The sequence below is a fragment of the Sinorhizobium americanum genome (assembly GCF_001651855.1).
GTDB classification, from domain to species: domain Bacteria; phylum Pseudomonadota; class Alphaproteobacteria; order Rhizobiales; family Rhizobiaceae; genus Sinorhizobium; species Sinorhizobium americanum.
The window spans coordinates 50,378-67,266 of record NZ_LNQC01000052.1; the positions used below are offsets into that span (position 1 = coordinate 50,378).

Annotated in this window: 16 protein-coding genes and 1 riboswitch; of the genes, 6 read left to right on the forward strand and 10 right to left on the reverse strand. The window is 62.5% G+C overall.

Translation table 11 applies throughout. The annotated features are described in order from the left end of the window. Window positions 1-75: 75 nt before the first annotated feature. Window positions 76-1,530, reverse strand: coding sequence for an amidase (locus tag ATC00_RS13680; RefSeq protein ID WP_234782309.1), 1,455 nt, complete (start codon window positions 1,528-1,530; stop codon window positions 76-78). A gap of 178 nt (window positions 1,531-1,708) precedes the next feature. Here ATC00_RS13680 and ATC00_RS32945 point away from each other — a divergent pair, with 178 nt between their 5' ends. Beyond that, the gene (locus ATC00_RS32945; RefSeq protein WP_132076056.1) at window positions 1,709-1,873 is read left to right on the forward strand and encodes a hypothetical protein; all 165 of its coding nucleotides are present in this window, start codon (window positions 1,709-1,711) and stop codon (window positions 1,871-1,873) included. 83 nt (window positions 1,874-1,956) lie between these two features. Further along, on the forward strand, window positions 1,957-2,385 hold the full coding sequence (locus tag ATC00_RS13685; RefSeq protein ID WP_064253197.1) for a GNAT family N-acetyltransferase: 429 nt from the start codon (window positions 1,957-1,959) through the stop codon (window positions 2,383-2,385). Window positions 2,386-3,153: 768 nt separating this feature from the next. Here ATC00_RS13685 and ATC00_RS13690 read toward each other — a convergent pair. Further along, window positions 3,154-4,101, reverse strand: a complete 948-nt coding sequence (locus ATC00_RS13690) for an alpha/beta fold hydrolase (RefSeq protein WP_064253198.1) — start codon at window positions 4,099-4,101, stop codon at window positions 3,154-3,156. Between the two features lie 226 nt (window positions 4,102-4,327). On the opposite strand from ATC00_RS13690, the gene ATC00_RS13695 reads away from it, so the two are divergent. Next, window positions 4,328-4,699, forward strand: coding sequence for a hypothetical protein (locus tag ATC00_RS13695; protein WP_064253199.1), 372 nt, complete (start codon window positions 4,328-4,330; stop codon window positions 4,697-4,699). 52 nt (window positions 4,700-4,751) lie between these two features. On the opposite strand, the gene ATC00_RS13700 is transcribed toward ATC00_RS13695, so the two are convergent. Beyond that, a complete protein-coding gene (locus tag ATC00_RS13700; RefSeq protein WP_064253200.1) occupies window positions 4,752-5,729 on the reverse strand; it encodes a DUF1775 domain-containing protein in 978 nt (325 codons plus the stop codon). Between the two features lie 92 nt (window positions 5,730-5,821). Further along, the gene (locus ATC00_RS13705) at window positions 5,822-6,211 is read right to left on the reverse strand and encodes a hypothetical protein (RefSeq protein ID WP_064253236.1); all 390 of its coding nucleotides are present in this window, start codon (window positions 6,209-6,211) and stop codon (window positions 5,822-5,824) included. Between the two features lie 162 nt (window positions 6,212-6,373). Beyond that, window positions 6,374-6,461: riboswitch (glycine riboswitch) on the forward strand. Between the two features lie 141 nt (window positions 6,462-6,602). Here ATC00_RS13705 and gcvT point away from each other — a divergent pair. From gcvT to gcvP, 3 genes are read left to right on the forward strand one after another with little or no spacing between them, the layout of a single operon-like run. Next, window positions 6,603-7,742 carry a glycine cleavage system aminomethyltransferase GcvT gene (gene gcvT, locus ATC00_RS13710; protein WP_064253201.1) on the forward strand — a complete coding sequence of 380 codons (1,140 nt, stop codon included), beginning with the start codon at window positions 6,603-6,605 and terminating at the stop codon, window positions 7,740-7,742. 16 nt (window positions 7,743-7,758) lie between these two features. Then, window positions 7,759-8,121 (forward strand): glycine cleavage system protein GcvH, encoded by a 363-nt coding sequence (gene gcvH / locus ATC00_RS13715; protein WP_064253202.1) that lies wholly within the window; start codon window positions 7,759-7,761, stop codon window positions 8,119-8,121. Next, the gene (gene gcvP, locus ATC00_RS13720; protein ID WP_064253203.1) at window positions 8,121-10,985 is read left to right on the forward strand and encodes an aminomethyl-transferring glycine dehydrogenase; all 2,865 of its coding nucleotides are present in this window, start codon (window positions 8,121-8,123) and stop codon (window positions 10,983-10,985) included. Before gcvH ends, gcvP begins: the two co-directional genes overlap by 1 nt. Before the next feature lie 98 nt (window positions 10,986-11,083). Here gcvP and sufA read toward each other — a convergent pair whose 3' ends face one another. The 6 genes from sufA to sufB all read right to left on the reverse strand — a co-directional run bounded on the left by sufA (window position 11,084) and on the right by sufB (window position 16,879). Beyond that, entirely contained in the window at window positions 11,084-11,476 is a 393-nt protein-coding gene (sufA, locus tag ATC00_RS13725; RefSeq protein ID WP_064253204.1) for a Fe-S cluster assembly scaffold SufA, read from the reverse strand. 155 nt (window positions 11,477-11,631) lie between these two features. Then, window positions 11,632-12,012: an SUF system Fe-S cluster assembly protein gene (locus tag ATC00_RS13730; RefSeq protein WP_064253205.1), complete on the reverse strand. Its 381-nt coding sequence runs from the start codon at window positions 12,010-12,012 to the stop codon at window positions 11,632-11,634. A gap of 10 nt (window positions 12,013-12,022) precedes the next feature. Beyond that, window positions 12,023-13,264 carry a cysteine desulfurase gene (locus ATC00_RS13735; RefSeq protein ID WP_037383486.1) on the reverse strand — a complete coding sequence of 414 codons (1,242 nt, stop codon included), beginning with the start codon at window positions 13,262-13,264 and terminating at the stop codon, window positions 12,023-12,025. A 12-nt stretch (window positions 13,265-13,276) separates the two neighbouring features. Continuing rightward, entirely contained in the window at window positions 13,277-14,554 is a 1,278-nt protein-coding gene (gene sufD, locus ATC00_RS13740; protein WP_064253206.1) for a Fe-S cluster assembly protein SufD, read from the reverse strand. A 22-nt stretch (window positions 14,555-14,576) separates the two neighbouring features. After that, window positions 14,577-15,332, reverse strand: a complete 756-nt coding sequence (sufC, locus tag ATC00_RS13745; protein WP_064253207.1) for a Fe-S cluster assembly ATPase SufC — start codon at window positions 15,330-15,332, stop codon at window positions 14,577-14,579. A 77-nt stretch (window positions 15,333-15,409) separates the two neighbouring features. Next, window positions 15,410-16,879 (reverse strand): Fe-S cluster assembly protein SufB, encoded by a 1,470-nt coding sequence (gene sufB / locus ATC00_RS13750; RefSeq protein WP_064253208.1) that lies wholly within the window; start codon window positions 16,877-16,879, stop codon window positions 15,410-15,412. Window positions 16,880-16,889 lie beyond the last annotated feature (10 nt).

A 16,889-nucleotide genomic window follows, 5' to 3' on the forward strand; every position in this document is an offset into this window, starting at 1 on the left:
CCGAACAAAGTCGCGGGACCCTTTTTACGAGATGGGGGCGACAGCGGCCGCCATCACCGAAATGGACCTCCCACGCTACGGAGAGACAGGTTTGCAGAGCGGCGGCTTACGATGGGCCCATGGCCTCGCTCTTTCGAGCTGGCCGGCCAGGCGGAACAACGTCTCCTCGTCGGCAAAGCGTCCCACGAAATGCATGCCGATCGGCAGGTCGTGGTCCGACCAGCAGAGTGGCACCGACATTGCCGGCTGGCCCGTGACATTGAAAACGGGAGTCCAAGGGATGAAGCTGAATGTCTCGGCCGCGAGGCGCTTCGCGATGCCTATCCTTTTTAGGAGCCAGCCCGCCTTCACCCGACCCACAGCGCGAATAATTTTCTTCTCGGCAGCAGACGGCTGAAGCGATCCTATCGGCGGCGGAACCCGCGCCAGCACCGGTGTCATCAGGATGTCGTGTGTTTCGAAGAATTGCGAAATGCCTCTCGCCGCGAGCTTTAGATAGCGTAGCGCAGCCGCAAGTTCGCCTGCCGAAAGTGTCTCTCCAAGCAGACCCATCCCGAGTGTCGAGGGATCGAAGTCCTGAACACGTACCGGAACACCGGCCGCCCTCGCCGCCTCTTCGATGTCGACTTGCAGTTCCGCGGCGATGACGGTCAGAAACGAAAGGGAGAACGCCTCGGCATCGATAGACGGTGCTGCCTCAACAATGTCGTGACCAAGTTCTTCCAGCAGTTTTGCAGTGGCGGAAAAAGCTTGCAGGATCTCCGGTTCTACTTTCCCGCCAAGCATCGGAGCCGCCGATACGGCAATTTTCAGTTTCCCCGGCGGACGTCCCGCCGCTTCGAGAAAGAACCCTGGCGGTGAGGGCAGGTAATGGGGCGTACCGACATCCGGTCCTTGGACAAGGTCGAGCAGAGCGGCCGAATCCCGGACCGAGCGCGTCAGAACATGTTCCACGGCGAAGCCCGCCCAAGGCTCCCCCGCGAACGGCCCGGCGGGCGTGCGGCCGCGAGTCGGCTTCAGGCCGAAGAGCCCGCATGCAGAAGCCGGGATCCGGATGGAGCCGCCACCGTCGCCGCCCGAGGCAAGTGGTACCATGCGTGCGGCGACTGCTGCCGCCGAACCACCGCTCGAACCGCCAGGAGTTCGGTCAAGACCCCAAGGGTTCCGAGTCGGCCCGAAGGCGCTGGGTTCTGTGTAGGGAGTGAGACCGAATTCCGGAGTGTTGGTCTTGCCCAGGACGATCAGTCCCGCCTTTTTCCATCGAGCAACCAGTTCGGAGTCGCCGGTCGCCGGCAACTTCACCAGCAGGCGGTTCCCTTGCGAGGTCGGGATTCCTTCCACTGTTGCGAGCAGATCCTTGAGAAGAAATGGGACCCCTGCAAAGACGGCGCCCGCGTCAACTTCGCCTGCCGCTTTCCGCGCTTCGTCGAACATGGTCAGGATGACCGCATTGAGGGGCGGATTTCGCAAGACGATCCTGTCTATGGCCGTTTCCACGAGTTCCAATGGCGATACCGCGCCTCGCTTCACCAGGTCGGCGAGGCCGAGGCCATCGAGTTCGTCGTATTCAGCGATCAATGAACCACCTTCCAGCTTGAAATCCGATCATTGCAGAGCGGAACACCTGTCAGCCGATGTGAATCCGATGGACTGCCACGTGAGGATACCTCAAGTTGTCCTCGCTCAACGAATCAGAATCGGAGATCTCATGCCCCTCAAACGTCTGATCGCTGCGGCATTGGTGGCCGTGGCCCTATCGGGATGCGCAAGTACCGGCGGTGCCGGCAATACGACCTATGCGCAATGGTACGGACCGAACCCGGTTCCGGATTTCAGCGCCGCGACGCCCGGCGGTGTGCGCATGGCCTACTGACCGAGCTTGTCATCGGACACCCGCGGGGTGTCTGGTGATCGCCGGATCTGCCGCCCTCTCCAGAAAGTCGAGATTGAATCGCCTTGTCCGCTCCCATCCTCGACATCATTCCCGACAACCCCGACCCTGACGACATCCGCGCCATCGTCGCGACGCTCGACGCCTATAACAACGCCAATAGCGGCATGGCCGATCTGCCGGGCTTTGCCGTCATCCTTCGCGATCCGCAAACGCGCGCCGCCGTCGGCGGGCTCTATGCGACCGACGGCTATGGTTGGGCGTTCGTCAGGTATCTTGCCGTCCCCGACCAATATCGCGGCCAGGGGCTCGGCCGTCGGCTGATGGGTGAGGCGGAGAAGATCGCCAAGGCGCGTGGCTATATCGGCCTGTGGCTGGACACGTTCGAGTTCCAGGCCCGCCCCTTCTACGAGAAGCTCGGCTTCGAGTTGTTCGGCGAACTCGAAGGCGGACCGCGCGCCATTCCCCGCTATTTCCTGAAGAAGCGTTTTTGAGGCTTTTGGCGGGCGCTGCCGGCGGGATCCCTTGAAATCCCGCTGGTCGTTCCCATCTATCGGTCACCACCCGTATCGAGGACCGTGCGCCGGCATGCTTGTCGAGCGCCTTCGCGTCTTCCGGGTTTGAAGGGCGCTCCCCGGAAGGGTCGAGCGCCCTTCTTGTTTTCCCGCGCTGTGGTCGGTTCACCCCGGAGACGTTCCCGCGATCAGCGCGGCGGAACGATGCCCTGGTAATACTCGCCTTCACCGCCGACATGCACGGTTTGCGAGCAGGCGGCGAGTGTTGCGAGCGCGAGCAACAATATGATCCTGCGCATCAATCTCGGTCCCTTTCTAAAGGATTGATGGCCATTGATATTCCGGCCTTCGCCAAGGATCAATTCCCTTGTCTGTCCTCTCCCCCACGTTTCGAACAGCAGGCCTCAATCGGCGGAAAGCCGTCTCTTCTCCGCCACGCTCCGTGTCGCGGGCCCTGCGCCTAGAACTGCGTCGGCGGAACGATGCCTGGATAGTAGTCCCCTGATCCGGGCGTATAGGGGGAAACGGTGGGTCTTCCTGTCTGAGAGCACGCGCTGAGAATAGAAAGTGCTATGAGCAGCAGCAAAGCACGCATGGCCCGTCCTTCCTGACTGAGTTCCTGTTGCTCTTAGATTGGCGCGGCATCCGCGCCGGCCTTCTTCGATAAGCTGTGATTGTACATGTCGCTCAACCGTCGGCATAGACCGCCGAAAGACGACGTTGCGCCTGCTGTCGTGCTCACTTGCACTACTTCGCATCCACCTCTTCCGCCCAGCTCTTCGAGCCACTTTCGCCGTTGAGGAAGGGCAGAACAGTCTCGATCAGCTTCGGCGAGACGAAGATGTCGTAGTGGGTCAGATCGGGCAGGATCGCCAGGCGGTTCTTCGACATGTGCTCCCGCATCCAGCCGGCGTCCTTCAGTCCGCCACCGAGCCTGTGATAGAAATCGACGATATGCTCAAGGCGGATCATGTCGCCGTCGCCGTAGACCAGCATGATCGGCATGGTGAGCTTGGCAACGGCGGCGGAGGCGTCATAGTCGCGCCGCATCAGGTCGCCCATCGCGTCCAGCAGTTTCGGGAACTCCGAGGCGTCCGGCGCAACGGCGACATAGGACTTGTACATCGGCGTGTCCTTCATCATCGCGGCCATGCCGGCGCCGACCTGGGCCTGGGCCGCGATCATCTCGGGATAGAAGCCGTCCTTGGCAAACGGAGCGGAGACGATCACCAGTCGACGCACCGTCTCCGGTGCCTGAGCCGCCATATGCAGGCCGACGCCGCCGCCCATCGAGTAGCCGAGCACGTCGACCTGTCTATAGCCGAGTTGCCGCACAAGCACGCCCATGTCTGCCCCAATCGCGGCAAGGTCGATCGGCCGATTTCCGAGCGGCGTGCGCCCATGTCCGTGGAGGTCGACGCCGATCACCTGGCGGCCCTCGGCCAATCTCGCAAGATTCGGTCCCAGCATCTCGATGATGCCGAGACCACCGTGGAGAAGCAGCACCGGCTCGCCCTCACCATAGACCTGATAGTAGTAATTGATGCCGTTGACCGCGAGATGGCCGGTCTTCTTCGGCGTCGGCATGGATTTTTGTCCCGCCACCTTCTGCACCGGTTCCGCGCCATTCGTCGCCGGCGCATATGCGAGGCTCAACACCGTTGCGAATATCGTAAGCAGCGCCGTTTTCAACATCTGTGATCCTCCTGTCAGTCGGTGACCGCCGCCCGGGTGCGAGCGTGTTCATGCCTCAAGGACGATCCCGCCAAGCGTGAACCGACAGCACGAGCAAAATAACTCCCGACTGGATCTCCGAGGCGGGAGAACGCTCGCATTCAAATAAAATCCGACCGCCAGGCTTCACCGGACCGCAAACGGAGTCTGGCAAAAGGAAAGGAGGACGTATTTCAAGGCGAGCAAAGTGACCCAGGTCGTTTCCGTTTCCGCGACGACGGCCGCCTACGCGGCCGAGGCCGTCAAGCCGTCGGGGCCTGTGCGCGGCGACGGCCCGGCCGATGAAGCCATCACCTTGCTCGCGGCACGGCCGCCGGATCAAGCCGCTCGTGCGCCAGCAATCCCCAGGACGAAGGGTGCCCTGTCCTTGGCGCTGATGCTGATCAGCGCCGGAATGCGCCCGCCTCAGGAGAGCGAGGCGGAGACTTTGCGCCGCTACCTTGAATTCATGCAGGACGAAGAAAGCGGCGAGGACCAGCAGGACGACGCGGCCGCCGAAGAGGAGAAGACGGGCGACGAAATCGCCGCCATGCTCGACCAGTTCATCCAAGGGGCCTGACGGCTGGAGCGGGTTCTTACAACCCGCTCCCGAATTCTCAAGCCGAAAAGGCTTACTTATGCTTGTGGCCGGCCGCGGCACCGCCGGCAGCCCCGACCGGCAGGCCATAATTGATCGTTCCGGCCTTCTCAAAGGTGAGCGAGACGGGCACGGTGTCGCCCTCGGCGAAGGGCTTCCCCACCTCCATGAACATCAGGTGCAGTGCGCCGCTTTTCAATTCCACGCTCTTGCCCGCCGGAATGACGATGCCGCCGTCGATCTTGCGCATCTTCATGACGTCGTTTTCCATCGCCATTTCATGCAGTTCGACGCGGCCGGCTGAGGGGCTTTCGACAGCGATGAGCCGGTCGTCAGTGCTGCCGGTGTTCTTGATGACAAAGCCGCCGCCGCCGACCTTGGCGCCCGGCAGCATCGCCTTCACCGCACCGTCCGAGATTTCGAGAGCCCCGACTTCGACCGGACCGGATGCGGCCTGCTGGCCGCCATGCCCGCCATGGGCATGCTCTGCGCTTGCCGGTGTCACGGTAACTGTCGGTGCCGGATGTTCGAGGGCGTGGGCGTCCTCTCCGTCGGCCGGCACCTGGTCCCAGACGACCTTTGCCTCAGCGCCGCAAAGCTGCGTCGTCGGAAAGGCGAGCACCGTTTCATTGTCGAAGCCCGAGACCTTTCCGCGGATGACGAAGGTATCGTAGAATTCATCCGGCAGGCTGCCGCCCTTCCAGCGGATTTCGACCGGGCCCGAGGAAACCTTGGTTCCGTGATTGTCGTAGGTCTTCTGGTAATCGCCCTTGATGATTTCAAGCTCCCAGCCGGGCTTCGGCTGCGGCTTGGCGAAGACGAATCCTTCCGGCAACTTCACCTGCACCTCGGTTGTTGGCTTGCCGTCGCAGCCATGCGGCACCTGCAGGATCGCCTTGAACGTCTTCTCGTTGGACGTGCTGTCGACCTCTAAGGTCGCATGCGCGTGAGCCATGGCGGTGGCTGCGAACGTGAGGCCGGCGGCCACAACGGTCAATCTGATCTTGGTCATATCGTAATCTCCGGACCACATACCCCGAGATGCGGGCGTCGTGGTGAGTACCGCTTCAGCGGCGTGATGAACTTCAAATTCCTGGGAGAGCGTTACGACAGGATTGGCGGCCCGCGCGGGGGCGGTAACAGACGCAAGGGCGTCAGTGCGACCTGTGTTTCGGTGACCGGTGATACGGCGAGCCAGTTGCCTTTGTCGGCCGGCACGCTCGCCTGCGGCGGCTCGGGCAGAAGCACCGAGGCTGCGAGCCTGCATGCCTCGCAAATCGGCGCGAGTGCCGGCGCTTTGCCGTCTTCGTGATCGACGCCCTCGGTGCCGAAGCAGATCTCCGCAAAGGATCCGTCGGGCAGACGATACTCGGCAGCGAGCGCCGCGTTCGTTCCGATGACGAGGGAGGGCCTGTGGGCGAAGGACAGGAAAACGAGCGCGACGGCGGCAAGCAGCCGCACCGCAATTCGCCATTTTTCCCGCTGCCCGATCATCATCGCCTCTCGTCATCTCTTCGTTAGCCACAAGCAGTGGTAAATGCAAAGGCCGATTTGCCGCAGGCGCGCTCGCGAGCGACGATGAAGCCACGGCGACAAAAATATGTTCCAACGCGACATTCGCCCTTGCCAAATTCCGGCCTTCGCCGTTATCTGGAGATGATCTTGTTGGGAGAAACCGGTTCAATCCGGTGCCGAAGGAGCAACCGCCCCGGAAACTCTCAGGCCAAAGGACCAGCAAGGTACCGGTAGGACTCTGGAGAGAAGCGGTTACGCTCGCCGAAGGGATAACAATCTCAGGCAAACGGACAGAGGGGGCTCGAATTTGTCGGCGTTAGACGCCGGTAGTGTGAGCCGGCGCGCCCAGCGCCAGACCTGGAGGCCGGATTTGGAACCTATTTCCCACTTGAATCATACGCCTTTGCACCCCCTGCATCTGTCGCTCGGCGCGCGCATGGTGCCTTTCGCCGGCTATGAGATGCCGGTGCAATATCCCGAAGGCGTGCTCAAGGAACACCTGCACACGCGTTCTGCCGCCGGCCTCTTCGACGTGTCGCATATGGGCCAGGTCGTCATCCGCCCGAAGTCCGGCCGGGTGGCCGATGCCGCCCTGGCGCTGGAAAAGCTGGTGCCGGTGGACGTATTGGCTCTGGCCGAAGGGCGCCAGCGCTACGGGCTCTTCACCAATCCGGAAGGCGGGATTCTCGACGACCTGATGATTGCCAATCGCGGCGACCATCTCTTCCTCGTCGTCAACGCCGCCTGCAAGGAGGCGGATTTTGCGCATTTGAAAGACGGGCTCGGCGATAGCTGCGACGTCACCATGCTCGACGACCGCGCCCTCGTCGCGCTTCAGGGCCCTCGTGCGGAGGCGGTGCTTTGCGAGCTATGGGCGGATGTCGCCTCGATGCGCTTTATGGACGTGGCGGAGGCGGATCTCCACGACGTCACCTGCATCATTTCCCGCTCCGGTTACACGGGCGAGGACGGCTTCGAGATCTCCATCCCCGCCGCCTCGGCGGTGGACGTGACGGAGCGCCTGCTTGAGCACCCGGACGTGCTGGCGATCGGCCTCGGCGCGCGTGATTCGCTCCGCCTCGAAGCCGGCCTGTGTCTCTATGGCAACGATATCGACACCGGCACGACGCCGATCGAGGCGGCGCTCGAATGGGCAATCCAGAAGAGCCGCCGCACCGGCGGCGAGCGTGCCGGCAGCTTTCCCGGCGCCGACCGCATCCTTGCGGAACTTGCCGGCGGAACCAAACGGCGCCGCGTCGGCCTGAAGCCCGAAGGTCGCGCGCCCGTCCGTGGCGGCGTGCAGCTCTTCGCCGATGCGAACGGCGCAGTGCCTGTCGGTTCGGTGACCTCCGGCGGCTTCGGACCGAGCGTCGATTGTCCGGTCGCCATGGGCTACGTCGATGCCGCCAAGGCCGAGAACGGCACACAACTTTTTGCAGAGGTGCGGGGCAAGTACCTGCCTGTCGCGGTTGCCGCCCTGCCCTTCGTCAAACAGACCTACAAACGCTGATCAGGAGAGAGCGCGCATGCTGAAATTTACCGAAGAACACGAGTGGCTGAAGGTCGAGGACGGCGTTGCGACAGTCGGCATCACCGAACACGCAGCCGGCCAGCTTGGCGATCTCGTCTTCGTGGAACTGCCGGAAGCCGGCGCGACCTTCGCCAAGGGCGATTCGGCTGCGACCGTCGAATCGGTGAAGGCAGCGTCCGACGTCTATTGTCCACTCGACGGCGAAATCATCGAGGTCAATCAGGCGATCGTCGACGATCCGTCGCTCGTCAACGGCGATCCGCACGGGGCAGCCTGGTTCTTCAAGCTGAAGCTTGCCGATCCGCGCTCTGCCGATGGTCTGCTCGATGAAGCGGCCTACAAGGAGCTTGTCGGCTGATGAGCATGCCCAAGGATTTTACCTTTACCGACTACAAGCCTTACGATTTCGCCAATCGGCGCCATATCGGCCCCTCGCCCTCCGAGATGGAGGAGATGCTGAAGGTGGTCGGCTATCCGAGCCTCGATGCGCTGATCGACGACACCGTTCCGGCCTCCATCCGCCAGAGGACGCCGCTGTCCTGGGGCGCGCCGATGACCGAGCGGGAAGCGCTCGACAAGCTGCGCGAGACCGCCAATCGCAACGAGAAACTCGTTTCGCTGATCGGCCAGGGCTACTACGGCACGATCACGCCGCCGGTGATCCAGCGCAACATCCTGGAAAACCCGGCCTGGTACACGGCCTATACGCCCTATCAGCCGGAAATCAGCCAGGGCCGGCTCGAAGCGCTGCTGAACTACCAGACGATGGTCTGCGACCTGACCGGGCTCGACGTCGCCAACGCGTCGCTGCTCGACGAAGCGACGGCCGCGGCCGAAGCGATGGCGATGGCCGAGCGCGTCGCCAAGTCCAAGGCAAAGGCCTTCTTCGTCGACGAGAATTGCCATCCGCAGACAATCGCGCTCTTGCAGACCCGTGCCGAGCCGCTCGGCTGGCAGTTGGTCATCGGCGACCCCTTCGCTGATCTCGATGCCGCCAGCGTCTTCGGGGCGATCTTCCAGTATCCGGGCACCTACGGTCATGTCCGCGATTTCTCCCAACTGATCGGCAAGTTGCATGAACAGGGCGCCATCGCGGCCGTAGCCGCCGATCCGCTGGCGCTTGCCCTGTTGAAATCGCCGGGAGAAATGGGCGCCGACATCGCCATCGGTTCGACGCAGCGCTTCGGCGTTCCGGTCGGCTATGGCGGGCCGCACGCCGCCTATATGGCCGTCAAGGATGCCCACAAAAGGTCGATGCCCGGCCGTCTGGTCGGCGTTTCGGTGGACGCACGCGGCAACCGGGCCTACCGGCTTTCGCTGCAGACGCGCGAGCAGCATATCCGCCGCGAAAAGGCCACCTCGAATATCTGCACCGCCCAGGTGTTGCTCGCCGTGATGGCGTCGATGTACGCGGTTTTCCACGGCCCGAAGGGCATCAAGGCGATTGCCCAGAGTGTCCATCAGAAGACGGTGCGCCTGGCGATGGGCCTCGAGAAGCTTGGCTATACGGTCGAGCCTGATGTCTTCTTCGACACGATCACCGTCGAGGTCGGCAAGCTGCAGGGCATCATCCTGAAGACCGCGGTCGCCGAGGAAGTGAACCTTCGCAAGATCGGTGCGACCAAGATCGGCATCAGCCTCGACGAGCGTTCGCGGCCGGTGACACTCGAGGCCGTCTGGCGGGCCTTCGGCGGTGACTTCAAGGTGGAGGAGTTCGAACCGGACTACCGGCTGCCGGAAGAGCTCTTGCGCACCAGCGATTACCTCACCCACCCGATCTTCCATATGAACCGCGCCGAAAGCGAGATGACGCGCTACATCCGTCGCCTGGCCGACCGGGACCTGGCGCTCGACCGGGCGATGATTCCGCTCGGTTCCTGCACGATGAAGCTCAATGCGACGGCGGAAATGCTGCCGATCACCTGGCCGGAATTCTCAGAGATCCATCCCTTCGTCCCGGCCGACCAGGCGCGCGGCTATCAGCACCTGATCGAAGATCTGTCGGACAAGCTCTGCGCCATCACCGGCTATGACGCGATTTCCATGCAGCCGAATTCGGGCGCGCAGGGCGAGTATGCCGGGCTCCTGGTGATCCGCGCCTATCACATCGCCAATGGCAACGGCCATCGCGACGTCTGCCTGATCCCGACCTCGGCACACGGCACCAACCCGGCCTCGGCGCACATGGCCGGTATGAAGGTCGTGGTGGTCAAGGTGAGCGACATCGGCGAAATCGATATGAACGATTTCCGCGCCAAGGCCGAGCAATATGCGGACACGCTCTCGTGCTGCATGATCACCTACCCCTCGACGCATGGCGTGTTCGAGGAGAACGTGCGCGAGGTCTGCGAGATCGTCCACAAGAATGGCGGCCAGGTCTATCTGGATGGCGCCAACATGAACGCCATGGTCGGCCTCTCGCGCCCCGGCGACATCGGCTCGGACGTCAGCCACCTGAACCTGCACAAGACCTTCTGCATCCCGCATGGCGGCGGCGGCCCCGGCATGGGGCCGATCGGCGTCAAGGCGCATCTCGCTCCGTTCCTGCCTGGCCACCCGGAAACGGACGGGAATGACGGCGCCGTCTCCGCTGCTCCCTTCGGCTCGGCTTCGATCCTGCCGATCTCCTGGAGCTACTGCCTGATGATGGGTGGCGAAGGCCTGACCCAGGCGACCAAGGTGGCGATCCTCAACGCCAACTATGTCGCCGCACGACTGAAGGGCGCCTATGACGTGCTCTACAAATCCGCCAAGGGACGGGTTGCGCATGAGTGCATCGTCGACACGCGGCCGCTCGCTGAAAGCGCCGGCGTCACGGTCGACGACATCGCCAAACGGCTGATCGATTGCGGCTTCCACGCGCCGACGATGAGCTGGCCGGTGGCGGGTACGCTGATGACCGAGCCGACCGAATCGGAGACCAAGGCCGAACTCGACCGCTTCTGCGATGCTATGCTGGCAATCCGCGAGGAGGCCCGCGCCATCGAGGAAGGCCGGATGGACAAGGTCAACAATCCGCTGAAGAACGCACCGCACACGGTCGAAGACCTCGTCGGCGACTGGGATCGGCCCTATTCGCGCGAGCAGGCCTGCTTCCCGCCCGGCGCTTTCCGCGTCGACAAGTACTGGTCGCCGGTCAACCGCGTCGACAATGTCTATGGCGACCGCAACCTCATCTGCACCTGCCCGCCGCTCGAGGCCTACGCGGAAGCGGCGGAGTGAAGCAGTGGGGCGTGCCTTGGGCACGCCCACACAAACTGTTCAAAAACAAAGGCCCGGCGAAAACCGGGCCTTTGTTGTTGTTTGGAGGGCGTGCGCAGTCAGTTCGCGCGCACCACTGGATTGCCCTCTGCGGCGAGCGCCGCCAGGTCGGCGGGCTTCAGCTCGACCGATTCGCCGCAGCCGCAGGCGGATGTCTGGTTTGGGTTCCTGAAAGTGAAGCCGGAGCGCAGGGCGGTCACCTCAAAATCCATTTGCGTGCCGAGCAGGTAGAGCACCGCCTCGGGCGCGACCCAGACCTTAGCACCTTGATGTTCGATGAGATCATCCCTGGCATTCGCCTCGGTGACGAGGTCGACGGCATATTCCATGCCGGCGCAGCCGCCTTTCTTGATGCTCAGGCGGATGCCCTTGGCGTCGCCGCCGGCATTCTCGACGATCGACCGGACGCGGCCGGCGGCGGCATCGGTCAGGCTCATTACGGCAAAGCCCATAGGCTCCATCTCCTTCATATCACCGGGTTAAAGGCCCGGTGCTTTCCAGAATCAAATGTAGTGCCCGTATGTTAACGGATCAATATGGGGGTTCGGGCGTGAATCATGGAGCGGGATGCAGGTGGAAAACCGCGAACACTTTTCCTCATCCCGCTCTAATACCAGCCGAGCGCCACCTGCGCTTCTTCCGACATGCGGTCCGGCGTCCACGGCGGATCGAAGGTCATGGTCACCTCGACGCCGGAAACACCCTCTACGGCGCCGACGGCGTTTTCCACCCAGCCCGGCATCTCGCCGGCAACGGGGCAGCCGGGGGCCGTCAGGGTCATGTCGATCTTCACCATCCGGTCGTCTTCGATATCGATCTTGTAAATGAGACCCAGTTCGAAGATGTCGGCCGGAATCTCCGGATCATAGACCGTCTTCAGCGCCGCGATGATGTCGTCGCTGAGGCGCGCCAATTCTTCGGCGGGTATGCCCGAGTGCACGATGCCTTCACGTACATCGACCTTTTCTTGCGCTTCCCCGAGACTCATGTCTGCCTCCTTAGGCAAAGAACTTGCGCGCGTGTTCGAGCGCGTCCGCCAGAGCGTCGACCTCGGCCCGGGTATTGTAGAGGCCGAAGGACGCACGGCATGTGGAGGTGACGCCGAAACGTTTCAAGAGCGGCTGCGCACAATGGGTGCCCGCCCTAACGGCGATGCCGGCCCGGTCGATCACCATCGAGACGTCATGGGCATGAATGCCGGCGATCTCGAACGCAAAGATGCTGCCCTTGCCCGGCGCATCGCCGAAGACGCGCAGCGAATTCACCGAGGACAGGCGCTCGCGGGCATAGGCCGTCAGGTCCGCCTCGTGTGCCCTGATCGCTTCCCGGCCGACCTTTTCCATGTAGTCCAACGCATAGCCGAGCCCGATCGCCTGGACGATCGGCGGGGTGCCAGCTTCGAACCGGTGCGGCGGATCGTTGTAGGTGACGCGGTCCTCGGTCACTTCCTCGATCATCTCGCCGCCACCCATGAAGGGCCGCATCGCCTTGAGCCGTTCGGTCTTGCCGTAAAGCACGCCGACGCCGGACGGGCCGTAGAGCTTGTGGCCGGTCATCACGTACCAGTCGCAGTCGATGTCCTGGACGTCGACCGGCATGTGCACGGCGCCCTGGCTGCCATCGACGAGCACCGGGATGCCGCGTTCGCGGGCAATGCGGCAGATCTCCTTGACGGGAACGACCGTGCCCAGCGCATTCGACATATGCGTGATGGCAATGAGCTTCGTCCGCTCGGTCAGGCAGTTGACGAAATCCTCGATATGGAATGCGCCATCATCATCGACGGGCGCCCAGACGAGCTTCGCCCCTTGTCGCTCCCGGATGAAGTGCCACGGCACAATGTTGGAGTGGTGCTCCATGATCGAGATGACGATCTCATCGCCCTCGCCGAGATGCGGCATGCCGTAGCCATAGGCGACCGTGTTGATCGCCTCCGTCGAGGACTTGGTGAAGACGATGTTGTCGACCGACGGCGCGTTCAGAAAGCGACGCACCTTTTCACGCGCGCCCTCATAGGCGTCCGTCGCGGCATTCGAGAGGAAATGCAGACCGCGATGAACATTGGCATATTCATTGGCATAGGCATGGGCAACCGCGTCGATGACGAGCTGCGGCTTCTGCGCCGATGCGCCGTTGTCGAGATAAACGAGCGGCTTGCCATAGACCGTCCGCGAAAGGATCGGGAAATCCTTTCTTACGGCATCAACGTCATAGGCCGGCACCGGCACAGTATGTTCCATGGTCCTGTCCAATCAGGCGTGTTTTTCGAGCCAGGCCGAGATCACCCCTTCGAGCGCCTCGACCAGCGCCTCGTCGTCTTCCAACTCCTCGACGATCTCGGCGACGAAGGCGTTGACGAGCATGGCGCGGGCCTTGTTCTCCGGAATACCGCGAGAGAGCAGGTAGAAGAGTTGCGTATGATCGATATCGATGACCGTCGCACCGTGACCGCACTGAACGTCGTCGGCGAAGATTTCGAGCTCCGGCTTTGCCGAGAAGTCCGCATCGTCCGACAACAGCAAGGTATTGCACGACATCTTCGCGTCGGTCTTCTGCGCGTCCTGGGCGACCAGAATCTTGCCCTGAAAGACGCCCTTCGCCCGATCGAAGATGACGTTGCGGATGATCTCGCTCGACGTCGTGTGCGGCACGTCGTGGCTGAGCGTGAAGGTCACGTCCGTGTGGCTCTCGCCGCCGAGCAGGTTGATGCCGCGCAGCGTCAGGTCGGATCCCTCGCCGCTCGCCCTGCCGTGCAGTTCCTGGCGCACCAGCTTGCCGCCGGCATTGATGACGAAGACATGCAGCTTCGCGTCCTTGCCGAGATCGAAACGGATCTGGCCGAGATGGGTGTCGGACGCGCCCTGCTGCTGCAGGATGATCCAGATGACGTCTGCCCCTTCGGCAAGCGTCAGATCGGTCACCGAGGAAACGAAGCTCGCATCGCCGTTGGTCGACAGATGCCGCTCAAGCACCGTGGCCTTGGACCCGGGACCGAAAGATACCGGGAAACGGGTATGCGCCTGGCCGTGGCTTTGCGCGACCTGGATTTCGAGCGGCGCTTCAAGCTCGACGCCTTCCGCAACTGCGATCTCCAGACCGCCGCGGACAAGACCGCCATTGATGCGGCCGATGGCGTCGTCGGAGCCGAGGACCGCAAGACCGGCGACAGCAGAACCGTCGAGGAGGCTTTCCGTGTAGGAGCGTGCCGTTAGGCCCTCGGGAAGGCTCTTGAGATCGGCCTCGCCATTGCGCACCGAAAGTACCGTCGCGCCTGCGACAATCGGCTCGACCCGGTCGGCAAAGGCGGACGGATCGGCGGAGGGCACTGCGCGGAGCAGCGTCCTCAAGTCCGTATAGTGCCAGGACTCGACGCGCCGCGTCGGCAGGCCGGCCGTCTTCAGCTCGTGAACCAGCGTGTCGCGCAGCGACAGCACCGCCCCGTCACCCGGCAGATCGCCGATCTGGGCGGTATAGGCGTCGACGAGCGCCGTTTCGGCTGCCGTCATTTTGATGGCCTGTTGCATATTCATTCGAACACTCCTTCAACAGGCGTCAGGCTGCCGCCTCGATGATGTCGGCATAGCCCTTGGCTTCGAGCTCATGCGCCAGCGTCTTGTCGCCCGACTTGACGACCTGGCCCTTGTAGAGAACGTGGACCGTATCCGGGACGATGTAGTCGAGCAGGCGCTGGTAGTGGGTGATGACGACGACGGCGCGATCCGGCGAGCGCAGTGCGTTGACGCCGTCGGCGACGATCTTCAGGGCGTCGATGTCGAGCCCCGAGTCGGTCTCGTCGAGCACGCAGAGCTTCGGCTGAAGCAGCGCCATCTGCAGGATTTCCGCGCGCTTCTTTTCACCGCCGGAGAAGCCGACATTCAGCGGTCGACGCAGCATTTCCGGCGCGATCTTCAGCTCGGCAGCGGCCTCCTTGACGCGGCGCATGAATTCCGGCGTCGTCAACTCGTCTTCGCCGCGATACTTGCGCTGCTCGTTCATCGCCACCTTGAGGAACTGCCTGGTAGCGACACCGGGGATCTCGACCGGATATTGGAAAGCGAGGAAAATGCCCTTGGCCGCACGCTCCGAAGCGTCGAGCTCCAGGATGCTTTCGCCGTTGTAAAGAATATCGCCCTCGGTCACTTCGTAGTCTTCGCGCCCCGAAAGGATGTAGGACAGCGTCGACTTGCCGGAGCCGTTCGGTCCCATGATGGCAGCGACCTCGCCGGCCTTCACGGTCAGGTCCAGGCCGCGGATGATCTCGGTGCCGTCTTCGGCGATGCGGGCGTGCAGGTTCTTGATTTCAAGCATTTCAAATCGTCCTCTTGGGAAACGAATAGTTTTCGCGCGTAGGTCCAGCGCGCCGGTTCAATTGTCAGTCCCAGGCCTCAGCCCACCGAGCCTTCCAGCGAGATGCCGATCAGCTTCTGCGCCTCGACGGCGAATTCCATCGGCAGTTCCTGGATCACTTCCTTGACGAAGCCGTTGACGATCAGCGCGATCGCCGCCTCTTCCGGAATGCCCCGCTGCAGGCAGTAGAACAGCTGATCCTCGGAAATCTTCGAGGTCGTCGCCTCGTGCTCGAACTGTGCGGTCGAGTTCTTCGCCTCGATATAGGGCACCGTATGGGCGCCGCACTTGTCGCCGATCAAGAGCGAGTCGCACTGCGTGAAGTTACGGGCGTTCTCCGCCTTGCGATGCGCCGAGACCTGACCGCGATAGGTGTTGTCCGAAACACCGGCGGCGATGCCCTTGGAAATGATACGGCTCGACGTGTTCTTGCCGAGGTGGATCATCTTGGTGCCGGAATCCACCTGCTGGTGGCCGTTCGACACGGCGATTGAGTAGAACTCGCCGCGCGAACAGTCGCCGCGCAGGATGCAGGACGGATACTTCCAGGTGATCGCCGAACCGGTCTCGACCTGCGTCCAGGAGATCTTCGAGTTCTTGCCCCGGCAATCGCCACGCTTGGTCACGAAATTGTAGATGCCGCCCTTGCCGTGCTTGTCGCCCGGATACCAGTTCTGCACGGTCGAATACTTGATCTCGGCGTCATCGAGCGCGATCAGCTCGACGACCGCGGCGTGAAGCTGGTTCTCGTCGCGCTGCGGCGCCGTGCAGCCTTCGAGGTAGGAGACATAGGCGCCTTCGTCGGCAATGATCAGCGTGCGCTCGAACTGGCCGGTGTTCTTCTCGTTGATGCGGAAATAGGTCGACAGCTCCATCGGGCAACGAACGCCCTTCGGCACATAAACGAAGGAACCATCGGTGAAGACCGCGGAGTTCAACGTCGCATAGAAGTTATCCGACTGCGGCACGACGGTGCCGAGATACTTCCGCACGAGATCCGGATGCTCCCGCATCGCCTCAGAGATCGACATGAAGATTACGCCGGCCTTCTTCAACTCTTCCTTGAAGGTGGTGACCACCGAAACGGAATCGAACACCGCATCGACGGCGATCTTCGTCTTTTCGACACCGGCGAGAATTTCCTGTTCCTTCAGCGGGATGCCGAGCTTCTCATAAACCTTGAGAAGCTCCGGATCGACCTCGTCGAGCGACTTCGGCCCGGTCGTGCCCTTCGGCGCGGCATAATAGTGGATCTCGTTGAAGTCGATCTTCGGATACTTGACACGCGCCCAGCTCGGCTCGTCCATGGTGAGCCAACGCTGATAGGCCTCGAGGCGCCATTCGAGCATCCATTCCGGTTCGTTCTTCTTCTCGGAGATCAGGCGGATGATATCCTCGGACAGGCCCTTCGGCGCCTTGTCCATCTCGATCTTCGTCTCGAAGCCGTATTTGTACTGGTCCACGTCGATCTGGCGGACCTGATCAATGGTCTCCTGCACGGCAGGCATGTCGCTCTCC